The organism is Pseudemcibacter sp. (assembly GCF_965661635.1).
Lineage (GTDB): Bacteria > Pseudomonadota > Alphaproteobacteria > Sphingomonadales > Emcibacteraceae > Pseudemcibacter.
The window spans coordinates 1-18,292 of record NZ_CBFIEP010000056.1 but is presented as its reverse complement, the minus strand read 5'-3'; the positions used below and the strand labels follow the sequence as shown (position 1 = coordinate 18,292).

The 18,292-nt window shown below is 37.3% G+C and carries 24 protein-coding genes; 15 read left to right on the top strand and 9 right to left on the bottom strand.

From position 1 onward, the window contains the following. Positions 1-3: 3 nt before the first annotated feature. From rimI to ACTF6W_RS04155, 11 genes are all read left to right on the top strand, one after another. The gene (rimI, locus tag ACTF6W_RS04205) at positions 4-456 is read left to right on the top strand and encodes a ribosomal protein S18-alanine N-acetyltransferase (protein WP_438993293.1); all 453 of its coding nucleotides are present in this window, start codon (positions 4-6) and stop codon (positions 454-456) included. A 12-nt stretch (positions 457-468) separates the two neighbouring features. After that, positions 469-879 (top strand): Fur family transcriptional regulator, encoded by a 411-nt coding sequence (locus tag ACTF6W_RS04200; RefSeq protein ID WP_438993292.1) that lies wholly within the window; start codon positions 469-471, stop codon positions 877-879. 107 nt (positions 880-986) lie between these two features. After that, positions 987-1,784, top strand: a complete 798-nt coding sequence (locus ACTF6W_RS04195) for a lysophospholipid acyltransferase family protein (protein WP_438993291.1) — start codon at positions 987-989, stop codon at positions 1,782-1,784. Between the two features lie 5 nt (positions 1,785-1,789). After that, positions 1,790-3,151 (top strand): tRNA (N6-isopentenyl adenosine(37)-C2)-methylthiotransferase MiaB, encoded by a 1,362-nt coding sequence (miaB, locus tag ACTF6W_RS04190; RefSeq protein WP_438993290.1) that lies wholly within the window; start codon positions 1,790-1,792, stop codon positions 3,149-3,151. Between the two features lie 23 nt (positions 3,152-3,174). Beyond that, complete coding sequence (locus ACTF6W_RS04185; protein ID WP_438993289.1) at positions 3,175-4,176, top strand: PhoH family protein; 1,002 nt, start codon at positions 3,175-3,177, stop codon at positions 4,174-4,176. Further along, the gene (ybeY, locus tag ACTF6W_RS04180) at positions 4,176-4,709 is read left to right on the top strand and encodes an rRNA maturation RNase YbeY (protein WP_438993288.1); all 534 of its coding nucleotides are present in this window, start codon (positions 4,176-4,178) and stop codon (positions 4,707-4,709) included. The genes ACTF6W_RS04185 and ybeY overlap by 1 nt, the downstream gene beginning before the upstream one ends. 46 nt (positions 4,710-4,755) lie before the next feature. After that, entirely contained in the window at positions 4,756-5,631 is an 876-nt protein-coding gene (locus tag ACTF6W_RS04175) for a hemolysin family protein (protein WP_438993287.1), read from the top strand. A gap of 11 nt (positions 5,632-5,642) precedes the next feature. Next, positions 5,643-7,235, top strand: a complete 1,593-nt coding sequence (gene lnt / locus ACTF6W_RS04170; protein WP_438993286.1) for an apolipoprotein N-acyltransferase — start codon at positions 5,643-5,645, stop codon at positions 7,233-7,235. Between the two features lie 105 nt (positions 7,236-7,340). After that, positions 7,341-7,769 (top strand): helix-turn-helix domain-containing protein, encoded by a 429-nt coding sequence (locus ACTF6W_RS04165; RefSeq protein WP_438993285.1) that lies wholly within the window; start codon positions 7,341-7,343, stop codon positions 7,767-7,769. Between the two features lie 77 nt (positions 7,770-7,846). Then, positions 7,847-8,164, top strand: coding sequence for a DUF952 domain-containing protein (locus ACTF6W_RS04160; RefSeq protein WP_438993284.1), 318 nt, complete (start codon positions 7,847-7,849; stop codon positions 8,162-8,164). Positions 8,165-8,183: 19 nt separating this feature from the next. Further along, positions 8,184-9,242 (top strand): quinone-dependent dihydroorotate dehydrogenase, encoded by a 1,059-nt coding sequence (locus tag ACTF6W_RS04155; protein WP_438993283.1) that lies wholly within the window; start codon positions 8,184-8,186, stop codon positions 9,240-9,242. A 7-nt stretch (positions 9,243-9,249) separates the two neighbouring features. Here the strand turns inward: ACTF6W_RS04155 and bfr are convergent, their stop codons facing one another. Further along, on the bottom strand, positions 9,250-9,729 hold the full coding sequence (bfr, locus tag ACTF6W_RS04150; RefSeq protein ID WP_438993282.1) for a bacterioferritin: 480 nt from the start codon (positions 9,727-9,729) through the stop codon (positions 9,250-9,252). 119 nt (positions 9,730-9,848) lie between these two features. Next, on the bottom strand, positions 9,849-10,034 hold the full coding sequence (locus ACTF6W_RS04145) for a (2Fe-2S)-binding protein (RefSeq protein WP_438993281.1): 186 nt from the start codon (positions 10,032-10,034) through the stop codon (positions 9,849-9,851). A 165-nt stretch (positions 10,035-10,199) separates the two neighbouring features. Here ACTF6W_RS04145 and arsC point away from each other — a divergent pair, with 165 nt between their 5' ends. Next, positions 10,200-10,547, top strand: a complete 348-nt coding sequence (gene arsC / locus ACTF6W_RS04140; protein WP_438993280.1) for an arsenate reductase (glutaredoxin) — start codon at positions 10,200-10,202, stop codon at positions 10,545-10,547. 1 nt (position 10,548) lies between these two features. On the opposite strand, the gene ACTF6W_RS04135 is transcribed toward arsC, so the two are convergent. The 5 genes from ACTF6W_RS04135 to ACTF6W_RS04115 form a co-directional block, all read right to left on the bottom strand. Continuing rightward, on the bottom strand, positions 10,549-10,947 hold the full coding sequence (locus ACTF6W_RS04135; RefSeq protein WP_438993279.1) for a hypothetical protein: 399 nt from the start codon (positions 10,945-10,947) through the stop codon (positions 10,549-10,551). A 111-nt stretch (positions 10,948-11,058) separates the two neighbouring features. Next, entirely contained in the window at positions 11,059-12,606 is a 1,548-nt protein-coding gene (locus ACTF6W_RS04130; protein ID WP_438993278.1) for a sodium:solute symporter, read from the bottom strand. 102 nt (positions 12,607-12,708) lie between these two features. Beyond that, on the bottom strand, positions 12,709-13,389 hold the full coding sequence (locus tag ACTF6W_RS04125; RefSeq protein WP_438993277.1) for a sensor histidine kinase: 681 nt from the start codon (positions 13,387-13,389) through the stop codon (positions 12,709-12,711). 70 nt (positions 13,390-13,459) lie between these two features. After that, a complete protein-coding gene (locus ACTF6W_RS04120; protein ID WP_438993276.1) occupies positions 13,460-13,702 on the bottom strand; it encodes a 5-methylcytosine restriction system specificity protein McrC in 243 nt (80 codons plus the stop codon). Positions 13,703-13,729: 27 nt separating this feature from the next. Next, entirely contained in the window at positions 13,730-14,020 is a 291-nt protein-coding gene (locus ACTF6W_RS04115) for a hypothetical protein (protein ID WP_438993275.1), read from the bottom strand. A gap of 319 nt (positions 14,021-14,339) precedes the next feature. Here ACTF6W_RS04115 and ACTF6W_RS04110 point away from each other — a divergent pair, with 319 nt between their 5' ends. Genes ACTF6W_RS04110 through ACTF6W_RS04100 form a run of 3 tightly spaced genes read left to right on the top strand, consistent with a single transcriptional unit; the run spans position 14,340 to position 16,245 of the window. Beyond that, positions 14,340-14,621: a hypothetical protein gene (locus ACTF6W_RS04110; RefSeq protein WP_438993274.1), complete on the top strand. Its 282-nt coding sequence runs from the start codon at positions 14,340-14,342 to the stop codon at positions 14,619-14,621. Between the two features lie 42 nt (positions 14,622-14,663). After that, the gene (locus ACTF6W_RS04105; protein ID WP_438993273.1) at positions 14,664-16,055 is read left to right on the top strand and encodes a TPR end-of-group domain-containing protein; all 1,392 of its coding nucleotides are present in this window, start codon (positions 14,664-14,666) and stop codon (positions 16,053-16,055) included. 46 nt (positions 16,056-16,101) lie between these two features. Further along, entirely contained in the window at positions 16,102-16,245 is a 144-nt protein-coding gene (locus tag ACTF6W_RS04100; RefSeq protein ID WP_438993272.1) for a hypothetical protein, read from the top strand. Between the two features lie 36 nt (positions 16,246-16,281). Here the strand turns inward: ACTF6W_RS04100 and ACTF6W_RS04095 are convergent, their stop codons facing one another. Both ACTF6W_RS04095 and ACTF6W_RS04090 read right to left on the bottom strand, forming a co-directional pair. Beyond that, positions 16,282-17,532 (bottom strand): Y-family DNA polymerase, encoded by a 1,251-nt coding sequence (locus ACTF6W_RS04095; protein ID WP_438993271.1) that lies wholly within the window; start codon positions 17,530-17,532, stop codon positions 16,282-16,284. Positions 17,533-17,535: 3 nt separating this feature from the next. Further along, positions 17,536-17,955 carry a LexA family protein gene (locus tag ACTF6W_RS04090; protein ID WP_438993270.1) on the bottom strand — a complete coding sequence of 140 codons (420 nt, stop codon included), beginning with the start codon at positions 17,953-17,955 and terminating at the stop codon, positions 17,536-17,538. Between the last annotated feature and the right edge of the window lie 337 nt (positions 17,956-18,292).

The following is an 18,292-nucleotide window of genomic DNA, read 5'->3' as shown; positions in this document are numbered from 1 at the left end:
AAAATGAATGTTGAGGCTTGCGCTTTGATAAGCGAGCTACATTCAAAAGCATTCTCAAAATTATCCGAGAATGAATGGACGCCCGATGCTTTTAAAGAAATGTTCACTATTATTGGTACTATGTGTTATCTCATAAAACGTGATGAGCAGCCAATTGGCTTTGCTTTAATTCGAAAAGTTACGGATGAAGCGGAAATTATAACATTTTGTATATTGCCAAACGAGTGCAAAAATGGGTATGCTACCATACTTTTAGAATGGGTAATAAAAGATCTGCAACGTCAATCGATTAAGTGGTTATTTTTAGAAGTTAGTGAATATAACGTTGCCGCATTAGGACTTTATAAAAAATGTTCATTTGATATTATTGGACGACGCACTGGGTATTATCATAATAAGCATGGTGGAAATAGTGACGCAATTGTTATGAATCGCGTGCTTAATGATGAAAAATAACAGGAAAATAAGATGACATCTGAAATAGAAAGATTATGTATTGAAAAGAATATGCGCATGACAGATCAACGCCGGGTCATTGCGCGCGTCCTTTCAGATGCTGATGATCATCCTGATGTGGAAGAAGTTTATAAAAGATCAACTGAAATAGATGATCAAATTAGCATTGCGACCGTTTATCGCACAGTCAGATTATTTGAAGAAGCGGACATACTAGAACGTCATGATTTTCGTGATGGTCGATCACGGTATGAACTCTTAACGGATGAGCATCATGATCATATGATAGACATTGAAAGTGGCGAAGTAATTGAATTCCTTGATGATGAAATAGAAAAGCTTCAGGCTGAGATTGCTAAAAAGCTTGGATATAAATTAGTCGATCATAGAATGGAACTCTACGGTATCAAAATTAAAGATTAGATTATGATTTGAAAAATAGAATGTTAGCTATTTTTTTAATTCGATGCTATAGACGGCGACACTGTGTAGGGTATCTTACACAGTGTTTGTTTTATTGGTGAGTTTTAATGCGCAAGTATATTAAACTATTAAAAATTGCAGTCTATTTAGGTGTGCTTTTACCGCCGACAATTTTACTAAAAAAGTTAAAATTGCCAGGTTATAAAGCGTGGCCGCACTGGGTTCATAAATCCATGTGTAATGCTCTAGATATCAATGTAAAAACCTTCGGGCACGCCTTAGAAGGCTCACCAACTTTATTCGTGTCTAATCATGTATCTTATTTAGATATCATAATTTTGGGACACGTTATTAAAGGATGTTTTGTCGCTAAAAGAGATATGATCGATTGGCCAGTTCTAGGATACTTATCAACATTACAAAGAACGATATTTATCGATCGGGAAAAAAGAAGTGAAGTGCATTTACAGCGTGAAGAAATGCAGGACCGCATTAAAGACGGTGATAGTTTAATACTGTTTCCTGAAGGAACAACGTCAGATGGTGGAAAAGTTCTGCCCTTTAAAAGTTCTCTATTTGGAGTAACGGAAAATTACATTCATCCTCAGGCAGATGAAGAAGGACGACCGTTAGAACTAATGGTCCAGCCCGTTACACTTATTTACCGCCGCATAAACAGCATGCCAGCAAATAGAATGAATAGATCTAATGTGGCTTGGTATGGTGATATGGAAATTGGACCGCATTTTAAAGATTTTCTTAAAATAAATAATGTGGATGTCGAGGTGCATTTTAATGAACCTGTATCTAGAAATCTTTTTAAAACAAGAAAAGAACTCTCTACATATTGTCAACGTACAATAGAAAAGCATATGGAAAATCGTGTAAGACGCATGGATGATTAAGACTTATGGAAAAGAAAAAATTATATATTAAAACATATGGCTGCCAAATGAATGTTTATGATACCGAGCGCATGGTAGATGTTATGGCACCCGAAGGATATATGGAAACAGATACGCCTGAAGATGCGGATCTTGTGGTATTAAATACATGTCATATTCGTGAAAAAGCTGCCGAAAAAGTTTATTCTGATATTGGTCGTATCCGCAAGATGAAAGACACAAAGAAAAAAGACGGAGAAGAAATGGTTCTTGCCGTTGGGGGCTGTGTCGCTCAAGCGGAAGGCGCAGAAATTATGAAACGCGCTCCCGTCGTTGATATGGTTTTTGGTCCACAAACTTACCATAATTTACCGGATATGGTAAATCAGTCACTTTCTTTGAAATCTCAAGGTGAAAAATCACGTATTTTAGATACAGGATTAGCCGTTGACGAAAAATTTGATCAGCTTTCCAAGAAAGATGTAAAGAAAAAAGCCACTGCCTTTTTAACAATACAAGAAGGGTGTGATAAATTTTGCACATTTTGTGTTGTGCCGTATACACGTGGTGCTGAATTTTCAAGATCCATTGAAGATCTAGTAAAAGATGCCGAGAAGTTAGCAAAAGCAGGTGTTGTTGAGGTCACTTTACTAGGACAAAATGTAAATGCATTTCACGGTGTCTCTGAAAATGGTGAAGAATGGGGATTACCACAATTAATCCGCAGGCTTGCCAAAATAGACGGCTTTGAACGCATCCGCTATACAACATCGCATCCTCATGACATGACGGACGAGCTGTTAAAAGTCCACGGAGATTTAAAAGAATGTATGCCATACCTTCATTTACCAGTGCAGGCAGGCTCAGACCGTATTTTAAAAGCGATGAATAGAACGCATGATAGTGCGTCTTATAAAGACATCATCAGGGATTTAAGAAAAGAACGTCCTGATATTGCTATATCAGGTGATTTTATTGTTGGTTTTCCTGGTGAAACATATGAAGATTTTAAAGAAACAATGGAACTTGTTCGCGACGTTAAATATGCGCAAGCTTATAGTTTTAAATATAGTCCACGCCCTGGAACACCCGCTGCAGAAATGGATGATCAGGTTGATGAGAATATTAAATCAGAAAGATTGTCGAGGCTTCAAGCTTTATTAAAACAACAGCAAGCTGATTTTAATAATAGTGTCATTGGAAAAACACTTTCTGTTCTGATAGAAGGAAAAGGTAAAGCCGAAGATGCCGTATTTGGAAGAAGTCCTTATATGCAAGCCGTTCAAGTAAAGGTGGGGGCAGATAAAGTCGAAGAATTGCAAGGCAAAATTGTAGATGTTAAAATTAATGGGGCAAATACTTTTTATATTGAAGGTATACTTGCTTAATTTTTTTAGGTAAAATTTATTCAATGAAGCAAAAATCAACTGAAAATTATACATCCGGCGTTTTAGAGTTTGAAGATAATATACTCCTACCCTCATTATACGGTGAACATAATGTCAATCTTGCACGCATAGAGCATGAATTTGGCTGCGAACTATCTGGCAAGGGTAATTTATTATCAATTGAAGGTCCTGAAGAAGCATGTAATTTATCTAGAGATGTGCTTTTAAGTCTATATCAAAGACTTGAAGAGGGCGGTGAAGTTACTATTGAAGATGTTGACGGCGCTATTAGGCTCGTCGGGATGTTGGATAGCCCAACACTTCGTGAAGTTAATCCGCGAGATGAATTGCTTAATGATGATAATGTGATACGCACACGAAAAACGACTATTCGTCCGCGCTCAGCCAATCAATCAAAATATATCGAAGCCTTAAGAAAAAAAGATATGACCTTTGGTTTAGGACCAGCGGGGACCGGAAAAACATTCTTGGCGGTGGCCATGGCCGTTTCACATCTTTTAGAAGGTAAAGTGGAACGTATCATTCTTTCAAGACCAGCCGTAGAAGCTGGAGAGAAATTAGGATTTTTACCGGGAGACTTAAAAGAAAAAGTCGATCCATATTTAAGACCATTATATGATGCGCTAGGTCAAATGATCTCTATGGAGCAAACAGAAAAACGATTAGAACGTGGAGAAATTGAAGTTGCGCCACTGGCGTTTATGCGTGGTCGTACTTTGTCGGATGCTTTTGTTATTTTAGATGAAGCACAAAACACAACTCCAATGCAGATGAAGATGTTTTTGACACGCTTTGGGCAAAATTGTCATATGGTAGTTTGTGGTGACCCTTCGCAAGTTGACTTACCGGACGGTAGTAAATCTGGACTTAAAGATGCGCTGGATACCCTCGGTAAAATTCGAGATATCGCATTTATTCATTTTGATTCAAGCGATGTGGTTCGACATAAATTAGTCGGAAAGATTGTTAAAGCATATGATGATAAAGAAAGTCATAAAAGCTAATGGCGTCAATAAATAACGTTCAATTAGATATATCAATTGATTGTGAAGATTGGACGCAAGAATTACCAAATTATCAAAATTTAATAGAGAATTGTATTGCTGAAATAACTAAACATGTTTCAGAAGGGCGTGCTCTATCTAATTTTTCTCATATCGAAGTGAGTGTAGTGCTCTGCTCAGATGATCTTATTCATCAATTAAATCATGATTATAGAGAGAAAGATAAGGCGACTAACGTACTTTCTTTTTGTGGTTTAGATGAAGAGGAAATCAATAATTATCTCAAGAATAGCAATAAACCTAAGAATAGACCTTTTTCTCTTGGGGAAATTTATATTGCATATGAAACGATGAATAAAGAATCGCAGGAAGCTTCTATATCTTTATCAAATCATTTTCGGCATCTGATTATACACGGTATTTTACATTTGCTAGGGTATGATCACGTAAATGATGATGATGCAGAGATAATGGAGGCACTAGAAACCTCACTTTTAAAAAATCTCGGTATTGACGATCCTTATGCTGCATGAAATAGTATTTAAGATAAATTGATAAGAAAGGCTTAATTGTTAGCTGATGACAACATCACAACCAGAAGAGACCTCAAAATCGGAAAATGGATTTTGGAACAACTTCAAAAAATTATTCAATCGTTCTAATATTGATCATGAACTTAAAGTGAGCCTTGAAGAAGTAATCGAAGAAATTGAGGCCGATGAAGGAACGCTTGGCGAAGAAGAGCGATCTATTATTATGAATACTCTATCCTTTGGTGATATGAGAGTAGATGACGTCATGGTTCCGCGTGCCGATATTGTCGCGCTTGAAGAAAATGCAACCTTTGATGATATGATGAATATTTTTGTGGACGCGAGCACATCACGTCTGCCAGTGTACCGCGATACTTTAGACGAAGTCATAGCGATGGTTCATATTAAGGATGCTTTTCGGGTTTTTGCTAAGAATAAAGATGGTGATAAATTCCGTTCAGTTAAATCAATTCAAAGGCCTATTCTTTTTGTGCCACCGTCAATGAAGCTAATCGATTTGCTTACTAAAATGCAAAAAACGCATATTCATATGGCGCTTGTTGTTGACGAATATGGTGGTACGGATGGTCTAGTTACAATTGAAGATTTGGTTGAACAAATTGTTGGTGATATCGAAGACGAACATGATATTGCGGAAGGCGTATTGATGCGTGAATTACCTGACGGAAACCTTCACGTTGATGCAAGACTACCGATTAATGAATTAGAAGATTTATTAGGATTAGATTTTCTAAGTGATGACCAAGACGACGATGTGGATACTCTTGGTGGGTTAGTATTTACATTAGCCGGACATATTCCGCAAAAAGGGGATGTTGTTGCCCATGATAACGGTATTAATTTTGAGATCATTGAAGGCGATAATAGACATATAAAATATATTCTGGTTAGACGAAAATAACAATTATGACTATGTCGAAACTCAACCTTGAGAATATTATTCAATATTTGGGAAAGCTGACTTTCCGCAATAAAATATTACTTATGATTCTATTAGGTGCACTTTCGGCACTTTCTTTCGCCCCTTTTTATATATTTCCATTTTTGATTGTTTGTTATCCTTTATTTATGCTGATGTCGATCATCAGTGACCAACCTAAATATGCTTTTTACAAAGGCTTTGCATTTGGTTTTGGTCATTTTTTTGCCGGCCTTTATTGGATAGGTAATAGCGTCATTGTTGAAGCTGATATACCCAATTGGGTTGGACCTATTATGGTTACATTTATCGCAATATATCTTTCACTTTTTCCTGGGTTGGTTGCTTATGTGCTTAAATATATTCATCGAAATCATACGGTAAGTAAAAATCTTTTAAATATTTCAATCAGTTTTATTGTGCTTTGGTCATTTTCTGAGTGGCTCCGAGGAATGTTATTTACAGGGTTCCCTTGGAATTTAATGGGATATATATGGGGTTTCTCCGATATTATGCTTCAATCAACGGCAATTTGGGGCATATATGGTCTTGGTCTCATAACTTTAATATTAAGTATTCTGGCATTTTTCGCGCTGGTTAATCGTTGGCGTATTATATCCGCCCCCGTAGTGATTTTGGGCATCATTGGGTTATATTCGTTCGGATCAAGCCGCTTGCCAGAAACAATTGAATATGTTGAACAAGTTAATTTAAAAGTGGTTCAGGCTAATATTCAGCAAAAAGATAAATGGCCATATGAGAACTGGAGCAAAAATCTCATCACTCATATGGATATGAGTGATGATAATAAAGCTGAAAATAAAGACATTATTATTTGGCCTGAGACGGCCGTTATATATTCAATTTCTGAAGAGCCGCTCCGCCGTGATGTAATGTCAAGCATCCTAAATGAAGAGGATATCCTTTTAACAGGTTTTCCGAGGCGACAAAGAGATCCTGATCAAACGAGGATCTTTAATTCCCTTATTGCGATTAATAAAGAAGGTAATATTGAAGGGATTTATGACAAAAGTCATTTGGTTCCCTTTGGTGAATATATTCCATCTTTTATCACAAATATTATGATACCTCTTGGGCTTGATAAAATGTTTACTGGTGGCCAAGGGTTTTCACATGGGGAGGGGATTAAGACTTTAAATATAGATGGGATGCCCTCAGTTGGTGTTTTAATTTGTTATGAAATAATTTTTCCAGGACAGGTTACAGACCCGGAAAATAGGCCCGATTGGTTATTAAATATTACTAATGACGCTTGGTATGGTGAAAGCACAGGTCCATATCAACACGTATTACAAACCCGGGTACGCGCTATTGAAGAGGGATTACCACTGGTTAGATCGGCGAGCACAGGAATTTCGGCGATAATTGATCCTTATGGGCGTATCGTTGATCAAATAGGATTAAATAAGCGTGGTGTTGTTGAAGGCGCTTTGCCGCAGAAGCTATTAGAAAGAACACTCTATTCGTTTTTGAAGGAGTGGATTTTTACTTGTATAGGTGTTACACTTATTATCGCAAACATTGTGCTATTACGAAGAAGGCACCCACAGAAAGATAAAGCTTGACGTCAAAACAGAGTAACACTAAATAGAAAACATACTTTTGGGTGGTCAGCCCTGTATAGGCTGCAGAGTAATCAGTAAATTCAAAATGAATAAGGTATTTTTATTATGAGCATGGTTAAATCATCACCTGATCCAGTAGACATTCACGTAGGTGCCCGAGTGCGTTTGAGAAGAACATTGCTAGGTATGAGTCAGGAAAAGTTGGGTAAAGCGCTCGGATTAACTTTTCAACAAGTTCAGAAATATGAACGCGGTGCTAACCGAATAGGTTCTAGTCGTTTGTTTCAACTTTCGAAAATATTAGATGTTCCTGTATCATTTTTCTTTGATGAAATGACAACGGACACCACACAAAAAGCCGATGGAATGGCCGAAGGTAATAAGCAAGTTTTTGAAGTTGATAAATTATCACGAAGAGAGACTTTAGAATTAGTGCGGGCCTATTATAAAATTACTGACCCTTCAGTGAGAAAGAAAATATTTGAAATGGTGAAAGCCGTTGGTAGTTCAGCTATCGGTTCAGACGAAAGTTAAATTATTAAAACTATTATATATTATCAGCATGCTTTTTCTTTATGATAAGGCATGCTTTTTTATGAGAGATACTAAAATTGGAAAATATAATATATAAAATTTGTTCATCAGATGAATGGAACGAAGCAAATCGGCTGGGAAGTTATAAAGGCTCAAGAGATGATTTAAGAGATGGGTTTATTCATTTTTCAAGTAAAGACCAGGTCGAAGAAACATTAAAGAAGCACTTTGCATCACAAAAAGGGTTATTATTATTAGACGTTGATATGACGTTATTAAAAGAAGGTGCTTTAAAATGGGAGATATCGCGAAATGGTGAAAAATTTCCTCATTTATATGATGAACTGAATTTAGATGCTGTTATAAAAGTCACTGAAATTCCTGATAATCGATGATTGTTTCAGTAAAGGAAAAATGATGAATTTATATGGTTTAGCAAAACCGTTTTTATTTATGTTCTCACCAGAGCAAGCACATAGCTTAGCCATAGCGGCATTGAAAGCTGGCATAGTTCCGCCTTTATCGGATCCAAGAAGCAGAATATTAAGCCAGACCTTATGGGGCCTAAATTTTCCAAACCCCGTGGGATTGGCTGCGGGCTTTGATAAAAACGCTGAAGTTTATAGACCAATGCTTTCACAAGGGTTTGGTTTTGTTGAAACAGGTACCGTTACCCCACTTGCGCAACCAGGAAATGATAAACCACGCATATTTAGATTACCCGAAGATGATGCCGTTATTAATCGCTTAGGATTTAATAATAAGGGTTTGGCTTATTATATCGATCAATTAAAACATCGAAAAATAAGTGATGGAATTGTGGGCGCTAATATAGGCGCTAATAAATTAAGTGATGACCCGATAAATGACTACGTGATTGGATTAGAAAAAGTACTCGGACTTGCGGATTATTTTACAATTAACATCTCATCTCCCAATACACCGGGGCTACGAAAACTTCAGGGTAAAGAAGCGTTGGATGAATTGCTCAGCAAATTAAAGACCGTCAGAGAAAAGGCGGATTTAGATAAAAAGCCACCTTTAATTTTAAAAATTGCACCTGATTTAGATGGTTCAGAGTGTGAAGATATAGCTGATATAATATTAAAGCATGAAATGGATGGCTTAATAGTTAGTAATACGACATTGTCACGCGACGATCTGAAGTCAGAATTAAAAGAAGAAGCTGGTGGGTTGAGTGGTGCACCTTTGTTCGATTTATCAACTAAGGTTTTATCTGACATGTATAAACTTACCAAAGGCAAAATCCCTTTGATTGGAGTAGGCGGTATCAGCAGTGGGAAAGAGGCTTATGCGAAAATAAAAGCTGGTGCCTCATTGGTTCAGTTATATTCAGCACTTGTCTATCATGGCCCTGGTCTTGCCACGACTATTAATCGTGAATTAATAGCGCTTCTAAAAAAAGATGGCCTCAGTAATATTACTGAAGCCATCGGTATTGATCATAAATAAAGGTAGATTAGCCTTCCGCACTTCCCATTTGAGATTGCAGGTAATTCTGCTCGCCGACCTTATCGATAAGAGCGAGATTAGTTTCTAACCAATCGATATGTTCTTCTTCATCATTAAGGATTTTCTCAAAAAGATCTCGTGAAACATAATCACGCACTTCTTCGCAATGAGCAATGGCTTCTTTTAAATCAACATGTGCATCATGTTCTAGTGCAAGGTCGCCTTTAAATATTTCTGTTACATTCTCACCGATACGTAAACGGCCCAATTGTTGAAGGCCCGGAAAGCCTTCTAAGAATAAAATACGTTTAATAAGGTCATCCGCATGTACCATTTCTTCGATTGATTCTTTATATTCATGCTTCTCAAGGGCCTCAAACCCCCAATCACCAAGCATTCTGCTATGTAAAAAATACTGGTTTATCGCGGTTAGTTCGTTTTTTAGGACTTTATTGAGGAAATCAATAACTTTTTTATCACCCTTCATACTGTGCTCCTGATATGTTTGAAGTCTGAACGCAAGTTTAATAGGAGTGGCAGACTAAGTCAACGAAAAGAAAGATAAGTTATTGATTATAAATGTGAAAATCATTCTTAGGTAGAATGTTAAGAGACGCGATTATCTTCTCGCTCGTTATCGCAAATATTTTGCGCATCACATAGACACATGCCGCATTGTGGCTTTACACCAAGTGTTTGGTATATTTTAACGGCACTTTGATTGCCTTTATTTTTACGGGCAGCTTCACGAACCGTATTCTCATTTAATCCGTTGCATACACAAATATACATTTCAGTGTCTCCAATTAACTGATTCTTATTATATGCAATTAAGAATGATTGTCAACAATGATGATAATCATTCTTATTAACCTAAATATAATGATTTTTTATTGTTGTCTTTAAGGGGGAAGGGTGCTTATAAAAAGAAAACCATTTAATATCAGGATACATTCAATGACCGTGAAAATTTTTCATAATCCACGCTGCAGTAAATCTCGCCAGACACTGGCTCTATTAGAAGAAAATGGTGTCTCGCCTGTCATTCGGGAGTATTTGAAAGATGTCCCAACTTTTGCAGAATTGGATCAATTGCTCAATATCCTAGGCTTGGAGCCAAGAGAGTTAATGCGTAAAAAAGAAGCGGAATATAAAATTGCGGGTTTAAATGATGAAACTTTAAGTCGTGACCAGTTAATAGAAGGGATGATCGCCAACCCGAAACTAATTGAACGACCTATAGTAATAAAAGAGGGCGAAGCCAGAATTGGCCGCCCTCCCGAAAATGTTCTAGAAATTTTATAATTTATTTTTTGCGTAAGAATATCATCCAGACTTGTGCAATAATGATGCAAATTGCAAAGAATGAAAGAATCCAGGAATCTATCCACCAGTTTTCTACCCAAAGGCCTCTTTCGCCTCTTTGAATGGCGACCCAGCCACGGAAATGCTGATTACTTGCAACGATAAGCCCGTAAACACCTAAAATGCTTGTGGCATATTTTAAAATAAAGTGGCTCGCGCCTGGCGTTGTCATAAAGATACCTAAAATTAGAATAACTGTTCTTTGTGCACGACAAAATGGGCAGATATATACTGCGCCTGTAAGATCCATCACCCAAGTACCTACGCCAATCAAAATGGCAATGACACCAAGAATTCTTATATTTTCCAGATACCAATCCAAATCAAATAATCGTATCATATTTTTCTTCCTCTCATATGTTCCCCGTTTGGTGAGCGGAACATAACAGCAGAGTGGAAATCTGTCAAACATTTGTTATAGTATAACAAATTTTTGACATAACATGAATGATCAGCTGTTACTTCTTTTTTTCCCTACAACACACACAAGGAAAGATACGAAGCTACCAATGCATAACTGCCATGTAAACGCTATTGATCCTAAAAAGTCGGGAAGTGAGAGCATTTCAACAAAGTATTTTTGTTGAATAAGAGTGCATAAAAAACCAACCAGAAGAGCAGAGATAACGGAACGTGTTGACCCTCTATCAGTAAAAATAGCCGTAAAATAAACACCGATTAATCCTGAGTAAGCAAAAACCATTAAAGAAAGTGCAAAGTCAATTAGCGGCAAACCAGAGTATTGTTGCCAGTAATAACAAAGGACTGACATGGCAAAAAGGATCATTCCGACAATACCCATTCCGACTTGTCCTGCTTGGACAAAATGTGTCTCTGGCTTTGTTTCTTTTTTAAGCTTCCATGGACGATAGAAGTCTTGCACCAAAACAGAAGCCATCGAATTAAGGCCAGAATTTATGGTTGAAATGGCAGCGGCTATGACGCCTACTGTAACGACCCCTTTTAATCCTGTGGGCAACTCCGTTAAGATATAATACATAAAAATGGTCACTTGCTCGCCTTCAAAGGCTGCAGCTTTCATATCTAATTGATTTCCCATTAAATCGGGACGTTCATAAAAGACATAAAGCATCTGACCGATCGTTATGAATAACCAGATGATCGGAATTGCCATAATCGTTGAAATAATAAGTGCTTTCCCACCTTCGTTATCCTCTTTGCAAGTCAGAAGCCTTTGGGAAATATCTTGATCCAGCCCAAAGCTCGCAATGAAAAGTAGCGTCAGGCCCGTGAAAATAGAAATCATGGAATAGGGGGCACGAAAGTCTATGTCAAAGTTAAATAGAAGGAGTTTATTCACACCTTCAGGGGTGCTTTTTAACGCATTAAAAATTTCTTGAGTGTTAAGAGGAATAGTGGTCATTAAAAAGTATAAAATAGCGACCGCAGAGAAAATATACATGCAAAATTGCAACAAATCAGTCCATATGATTGATCTTATCCCGCCAAGGAATGTGACAATAAATCCAATCATGACCATAATGAAGGATGACATCATTATGTTGCCGGCATTTATGGTGGAAAATAAAATCATTGATACGGCAATGGCCGCTAGATAGAGGCGCGCGCCACTGGCAAAAAAACGACCAATAATATACATAGCGCCTGCCGCTTTCATCGCATCTTGACCATATCGATCGCCAAGGTATTCATATACGGTGGTTGCATTTAAGGCATAAAACCGGGGTATTAAAACTTTGGCCACAAATATGGCAGCGATGACGGACGCCATAGTCGCTGCGAGGTAAGTATAATCCCCGCGATATCCTTGGTCTGGCCCACCAAGAAAAGTTGCCGCAGATTGGGTTGTCGCAATAACTGAAATAGCCACAACCCAAGGGGTCATAGTGTTGCTACCAAGAAAATAATCACGTGTCGTTAGGTTCTTTTTGCTAGAATAATATAATCCGACTAAAAAAAGGATTATGAGATATAGCCCCACAAGACCCCAGTCTAAAATTGAAAAGTTACCTGCCATTTTTGCCTTTGATATTGTGAAGATAAAAACAATATAGGAAATTTAGTTCTGTATAGCAATTTGAATGAGTGTAAAAGGGGGAGGTTAGGGCTTAGATAAAAATTATTTTAATGCAATCTTTAAACTTGCCCTAATGCCGCCACCAATTTTATTTTTAGGTTGAATGGCTCCGTTATGGGCTTTTGCTATATCATTGACAATGGAAAGACCAAGACCAAATCCACCTTTTTCACTATCGCGCTCTTTGCCAACCCTTTCAAATGGCTCGAGCACTTTTGATAACTGTTTTTTATCAATCCCTTCACCGTTGTCTTCGACGATGATATCTGCCATATCGTCATCATGAGAAAGTGATATAGTTGCGCTCTTGCCATATTTGAGCGCGTTATCAATTAAATTTTGCAAGGCACGATTGATGGCGTCAGGGTCACAATTTACAATTATATCATCCAAAGCATTTATAATAACAGGATTACCTAGTTCTTGACGTTCGATGCATTCAGTTTCAATTAGCTTTTTAAGGTCGGTTTGTTTTTTCTGAATAAGGGTATCACTGCCCTTGAGGAAATCTATAACAGAGCTCGTAAGATTTTCCATTTTTTCCACGGATGAAATTATTCCATCTTTTAATGAACTTTCATCGATAAGCTCTGCTTTTATTCTTAAGGAAGTTAAGGGCGTGCGAATATCATGACTGAGTGCGGTTAAGGCTGTAATACGCTGCTCAATATGATTAGAAACGACTTTCTGCATTGTATTGAAAGATCGAATAGCACGTTTCAAGTCAAAGGGCGCGACCCAAAGCCTTAAGCCAGCCCCATAATCGAATACCGATAGTGGTTCAGTGAATCTTTCATATTTTGGAAAAATAAAAAATCATATCTCCTTTACCGTTCATATATTTTTGTCCGTAAGCATAAAGTTGATAGAACTCAGCCTGGCAGAGACTATATTTATCCGTGCCATTACCGGCGTTTTGATCGAGTAATTTCCATTTTGTATCCATAACTGTTCCCCCCACAAAGCCTATGAGACCATTTAAAGTATTTGCATAAGAGAGGTAGCAATTTTGTTCATGAGAGAGCGGATAATTCATCGCTTAATTACCTAATTGTCTGAGAAGTTATCCTCCCCAGAATATTTTCTTAGGAACTAAAGTTGGCCTGTTTCTTGTAGTCAGGCGCACGACATTTTGGACTTTTGGTTCTTTAGGTACAATACCAACTTTAAACCAACGGGGAGCATATTGGTTTACATAACCAAAACAAATTAGGCGCACTCGCTTGTTCCTGTATTGGCTGAGAAACCTAAGTTGATTTGCAGGGACATCATACAGGCATGTTTCGCCAGTTGTTTGAATATGATAAGTACGGAAGTCACCCCTAAAAAGTTTGTACCCTTTTTTATCCGTCATGTGATCCAATTACTCCAATTAATCACTGAATTAAGACACCATTTGACCGTCATTCTTGGCGAGTTATTTATAGGTATGCGTTTGTATGGCGTATTGCTGCCGGAGAGGGATTTTGTTAATTCTGGGTGGAGTTTGAGGGGTTGATTGTATACCTTTTTTAAAGATTAAAAAGACGCTTGCAAGATCGCAAGCTCGTCGCTTAATATTAAAAACAATCGGAGATCAAAACCTCCTTATAAAATACGGCTATTGATTTTCAAATCATTTGATGACGGACACTGCTGTATATGACGAGACAAAAATCTATTTAAAGGAAAAAATGGCCATTCGTATAAGAAATAAATTTTATAGATTAATAATAGTTAGCTCATTATTAGTTAATACAGTTACCAACGCTCAAGATATTAATAATCAAAATATTTTTCAGATACGTAAACGTGCTAATACTGCTCTTGCAGAAGGGAACATTAATGAAGCCAAAGATTATTTTGGTTCGTTAGCAATGATTGCTCCTGGAAATAATGAAATATTAAGTCGGCTATGGGAAATCAATTTAGAGTTATCTCTATGGAAAGAAGCCATACAGATTGGAAATACATGAGATACCATCGGACACAATCTAGGGACAAGTTTTTCTTATGGTATGGCTGCTGCTTGCATACAGTCGGGAAATAAAGAACAAGCATTAATCTGGCTTGAAAAAGCAATAGATGAAAAATATGAAAATAGAACAGGTTTATTTACTGACCCTTTATTTGCTGAACTAAAAGAAAACCCACGCTTCATAAAATTATCAGGGCATGTATCACCTCACCTAGATAGAGTTGCAGGCTGGAGAGCAGACCTAGCGTTTTTTAACCAGGAAGCCCAAAGGCTCCATGGCTCCCCTGAAAAACCATCAACTTCTAATGAGTTTCAATCAGCTGTTAAAAACTTATATAACTGCATACCGCAATTATCAGACCAAGAACTTTTAATGGAGTTCAACAAGCTAATGGCTATTTTAGGTGATGGTCATAGCGTCGTTTATGGACCAACAGAAGAATCTCAGGGAACGTATATTAATAGAACCCTCCCTCTAAAGTTTTATGATTTCGACGATGGTTTATTTATCGTTGATGCAACTGAAAATTTACAGCATTTAATTGGTAGTCGAGTAATTAGTCTAGGAGAAGTTGCACCTAAGCAGGCATTTAATCGATTACTTGATTACAGAGGTGTAGATAATCCTGTGACAATTAGATGGTTAGGTGCCCAATTTTACTTAAGGGACTTTGGCTTTTTAAAGGCCATTGGAGCAAGCTTAGACGGGCAAACTATTACATTAGGAATAGAAACACCAGCAGGTGAGGTAAGAAATATTCTTCTTAAAGGTGGAAACTCTACACGCTTTACATTTCCTCGAAAATTAAGACCTTTAACATCAAATAATGCTATTGCTCCTTTATATTTACAGCGTGTTGATGACAATTATTGGTTTGAAATAATGCCTAAAATTAACGGTATATATTTTCAATTTAATCAGGTAAGAGATAACGGAGAAGAAGATACACTTAATAGATTTTCAAATCAGTTATTAAATGCCCTTTTATCCACTAGATCCAAAAATCTTATAGTTGATGTTCGACACAATAATGGCGGCAATAATGGCTTGCTAAAACAATTGCTAAACAACTTGGTGCTATTTGACAATGAAAATGACACCAACATATATGTTATTACCAGTAAAAACACCTTCTCAGCAGCTCAAAACTTCATAAACAGAGTTGAGTTATTAACTGATGCAATCTTTGTAGGGGAACCAAGTTCATCAAGCCCTAATTTTGTTGGAGAGGAAACAAGTGTAATATTCCCGTGGAGTAAAATTTTTGCAAGCATCTCTAACATTTACTGGCAGGATTCAAGCCCAACCGATACTCGACAATGGATCGCACCCGATATCCCAGTTGGACTTACCTCTGAACAATATTTTAACAATATTGACCCTGTTATGGAGCATATAGTTTCTTTAATAACAGACAACTGGTTGAATTAAAACACCATTTGACCGCCATTCTTGGCGAGCTATTGTTGGCTTTATCATGGAACAAGAAGAAGTGCGTGGAACCGATGAATGTGAGCTGGTAGAGCCATTATCGGAAATTGAGCTAAGAACTGGCCTCAACCTTTTTCCAAAATTGGATTTAAACGATATGGTATTATCTATAGTTGATTGTCAAATATAAGAGGATATAATTTTTTTATCATAAATTAGTTTATTACTACCTACTTATTTTTCTCAGTTCAGACCATTTAGTGGTGTATCTCGGACTTAATATATTTCTTGCCATGAACCAAGTCTTATTTGTTCCAGCGACAGCGGGACGTATCATTTCCCGTCCATGCTGTTTGTTTATCTTATCAATTGTTTTCATAAGCTGGTTTACTTTATCAGTCTGTCCTCCTCCGAAGAAAGATATCTGACGCTCGTCTTCATATAATAAACCTGTCAGCATTACTCCTGCCTTTTGATAGCTATAATTTGGTTTGTAAATTGAGTTGAAAGCTTGAAGAGCAGCATTAATGATTGTTCCTCCATCATTACGTGCTTCATCAAAAATTGTTGAATGACTTGCAGAATAACTTTTGTCTTTATCTCCATATGGGTCTGTTCGAATGAAGACGTGAACACGATACGCATATACTTTCTTTAGCCTCGCTTTCTCAGCAGCTCTATTTGCATAGAATGAAACGGCTTCAATCATTTCTTGTTTTGATTTAATGCGCCTTTTAAAGCCTCGGCTGACGATAATATTCTGTGGATGAGGAGGAATTTCTTCTAATGGTATGCAACTAATGCCGTTCAATTCACGGACAGTCTTTTCAGCAACCACACTAAATCGTTTCCTAGCGGCTCTGGGTTCCAGCCTTGATAAGTCATAAGCTGACTTTACGCCAAACGCTTCCAGATGTTCAGTAAGTTTTCTACCTATACCCCATACTTTGTTTACGGGAATTTGCTTAAGGATTTCCATGTCAGGTGATTTCATAAAGTAAGAACCACATTGGCCTTCAAACCGTTTCGCAACATGGTTGGCAAGCTTTGCCAGCGTTTTCGTCGGGGCAATGCCTACACTGACAGGCACACCCGTTAGACGTTCCACGTCCTGTTTAATTTGAATACCCTTTTCAGTTAAACCATTAAAACCTTTTAAGGAAAGAAATGCTTCGTCAATACTATAAACTTCAAGATCAGGGGTATATGTTGCCAGTACTTTCATTACTCTTTCAGATAAATCACCGTATAAAGCGTAATTACTTGAGAAGACCGCTACTCCTTGTACTTGTAATTTATCGCGATTTTTAAAGAAGACATCCCCCATTTTATAACCTAATGCTTTTGCTTCATTTGAAAGAGCAATGAGACAGCCATCATTATTGGATAATACGACAACAGGTTTACCTTTAAGGTCTGGTCGGAATACACGCTCACAAGAAGCGTAAAAGCTATTACAATCTACTAAAGCAAACATAATTTATAACTCTGTAATAGAAGCGGTAACTGTACCCCAGATCTCGAACTCTTCAGTAATGGATTTGAAAGATGGGTTTGCAGCATCTAGTTGAGGAGGATTGCTTTTAAGATTCAATCTCTTCACAGTCATATCACCAGAAACTAATGCGACAACTACCTTCCCGTGTGAAGGAGTTACCCCACGATCTACAACAAGCAAATCACCGTCATTAATTCCTGCACCAATCATGCTTTGCCCTTCTACTCTGAATAAGAATGTTGAGGGTGGGCTTTTAATAAGCTTTTCATTCAGGTCAAGTTTATCTTCAAGCCAATCTTCTGCGGCACTGGGAAAGCCACATTGAACTTTGCTAGGTGCAAGTGGCAATGAGATAGAAAGGTTGGGTTTTATCAGTCCAATATAAGATAAAGAATCAAGCATTTGTCAATTAGAACAAATATAGAACAAAAGTAAAGAGCTAATTATCCATCCATTAATGAATTGAGACTTATTTATATCATCTCCTCAGACGATTTTATTCTCAATGAATGAAGGTTTGATAAGAAGGTGAGTATAGATCCAATTAATCAAAATAATGAAAAGATAGTAAATAGTTTGATTTTATAAGGCTAAATATCCTGATATTAATACTCCTCACTCACACCGCCTCCTCAAGAGGCGGTGTGAGTGAGGAAAATATCATAACTTGTAAAATTGAGGATATTTACCCTCTAAATTTCACATTAAACGCTGCGAGGTTCAAACAAAGTATTGGCTT

What these genes read in the sequence shown, in the direction of transcription:
- ACTF6W_RS04175 (WP_438993287.1), top strand. Translation starts at nt 4,756, where the DNA reads ATGACAACATCACAACCAGAAGAGACCTCAAAATCGGAAAATGGATTT.
- ACTF6W_RS04145 (WP_438993281.1), bottom strand. Translation starts at nt 10,034, where the DNA reads ATGTATATTTGTGTATGCAACGGATTAAATGAGAATACGGTTCGTGAA.
- ACTF6W_RS04100 (WP_438993272.1), top strand. Translation starts at nt 16,102, where the DNA reads ATGGAACAAGAAGAAGTGCGTGGAACCGATGAATGTGAGCTGGTAGAG.
- ACTF6W_RS04165 (WP_438993285.1), top strand. Translation starts at nt 7,341, where the DNA reads ATGAGCATGGTTAAATCATCACCTGATCCAGTAGACATTCACGTAGGT.
- arsC (WP_438993280.1), top strand. Translation starts at nt 10,200, where the DNA reads ATGACCGTGAAAATTTTTCATAATCCACGCTGCAGTAAATCTCGCCAG.
- bfr (WP_438993282.1), bottom strand. Translation starts at nt 9,729, where the DNA reads ATGAAGGGTGATAAAAAAGTTATTGATTTCCTCAATAAAGTCCTAAAA.
- ACTF6W_RS04130 (WP_438993278.1), bottom strand. Translation starts at nt 12,606, where the DNA reads ATGGCAGGTAACTTTTCAATTTTAGACTGGGGTCTTGTGGGGCTATAT.
- ACTF6W_RS04120 (WP_438993276.1), bottom strand. Translation starts at nt 13,702, where the DNA reads ATGAATTATCCGCTCTCTCATGAACAAAATTGCTACCTCTCTTATGCA.
- ACTF6W_RS04105 (WP_438993273.1), top strand. Translation starts at nt 14,664, where the DNA reads ATGGCTGCTGCTTGCATACAGTCGGGAAATAAAGAACAAGCATTAATC.
- ACTF6W_RS04185 (WP_438993289.1), top strand. Translation starts at nt 3,175, where the DNA reads ATGAAGCAAAAATCAACTGAAAATTATACATCCGGCGTTTTAGAGTTT.
- ACTF6W_RS04195 (WP_438993291.1), top strand. Translation starts at nt 987, where the DNA reads ATGCGCAAGTATATTAAACTATTAAAAATTGCAGTCTATTTAGGTGTG.
- ACTF6W_RS04095 (WP_438993271.1), bottom strand. Translation starts at nt 17,532, where the DNA reads ATGTTTGCTTTAGTAGATTGTAATAGCTTTTACGCTTCTTGTGAGCGT.
- ACTF6W_RS04090 (WP_438993270.1), bottom strand. Translation starts at nt 17,955, where the DNA reads ATGCTTGATTCTTTATCTTATATTGGACTGATAAAACCCAACCTTTCT.
- ACTF6W_RS04135 (WP_438993279.1), bottom strand. Translation starts at nt 10,947, where the DNA reads ATGATACGATTATTTGATTTGGATTGGTATCTGGAAAATATAAGAATT.
- rimI (WP_438993293.1), top strand. Translation starts at nt 4, where the DNA reads ATGAATGTTGAGGCTTGCGCTTTGATAAGCGAGCTACATTCAAAAGCA.
- ACTF6W_RS04200 (WP_438993292.1), top strand. Translation starts at nt 469, where the DNA reads ATGACATCTGAAATAGAAAGATTATGTATTGAAAAGAATATGCGCATG.
- miaB (WP_438993290.1), top strand. Translation starts at nt 1,790, where the DNA reads ATGGAAAAGAAAAAATTATATATTAAAACATATGGCTGCCAAATGAAT.
- ACTF6W_RS04155 (WP_438993283.1), top strand. Translation starts at nt 8,184, where the DNA reads ATGATGAATTTATATGGTTTAGCAAAACCGTTTTTATTTATGTTCTCA.
- ACTF6W_RS04110 (WP_438993274.1), top strand. Translation starts at nt 14,340, where the DNA reads ATGGCCATTCGTATAAGAAATAAATTTTATAGATTAATAATAGTTAGC.
- lnt (WP_438993286.1), top strand. Translation starts at nt 5,643, where the DNA reads ATGTCGAAACTCAACCTTGAGAATATTATTCAATATTTGGGAAAGCTG.
- ACTF6W_RS04115 (WP_438993275.1), bottom strand. Translation starts at nt 14,020, where the DNA reads ATGACGGATAAAAAAGGGTACAAACTTTTTAGGGGTGACTTCCGTACT.
- ybeY (WP_438993288.1), top strand. Translation starts at nt 4,176, where the DNA reads ATGGCGTCAATAAATAACGTTCAATTAGATATATCAATTGATTGTGAA.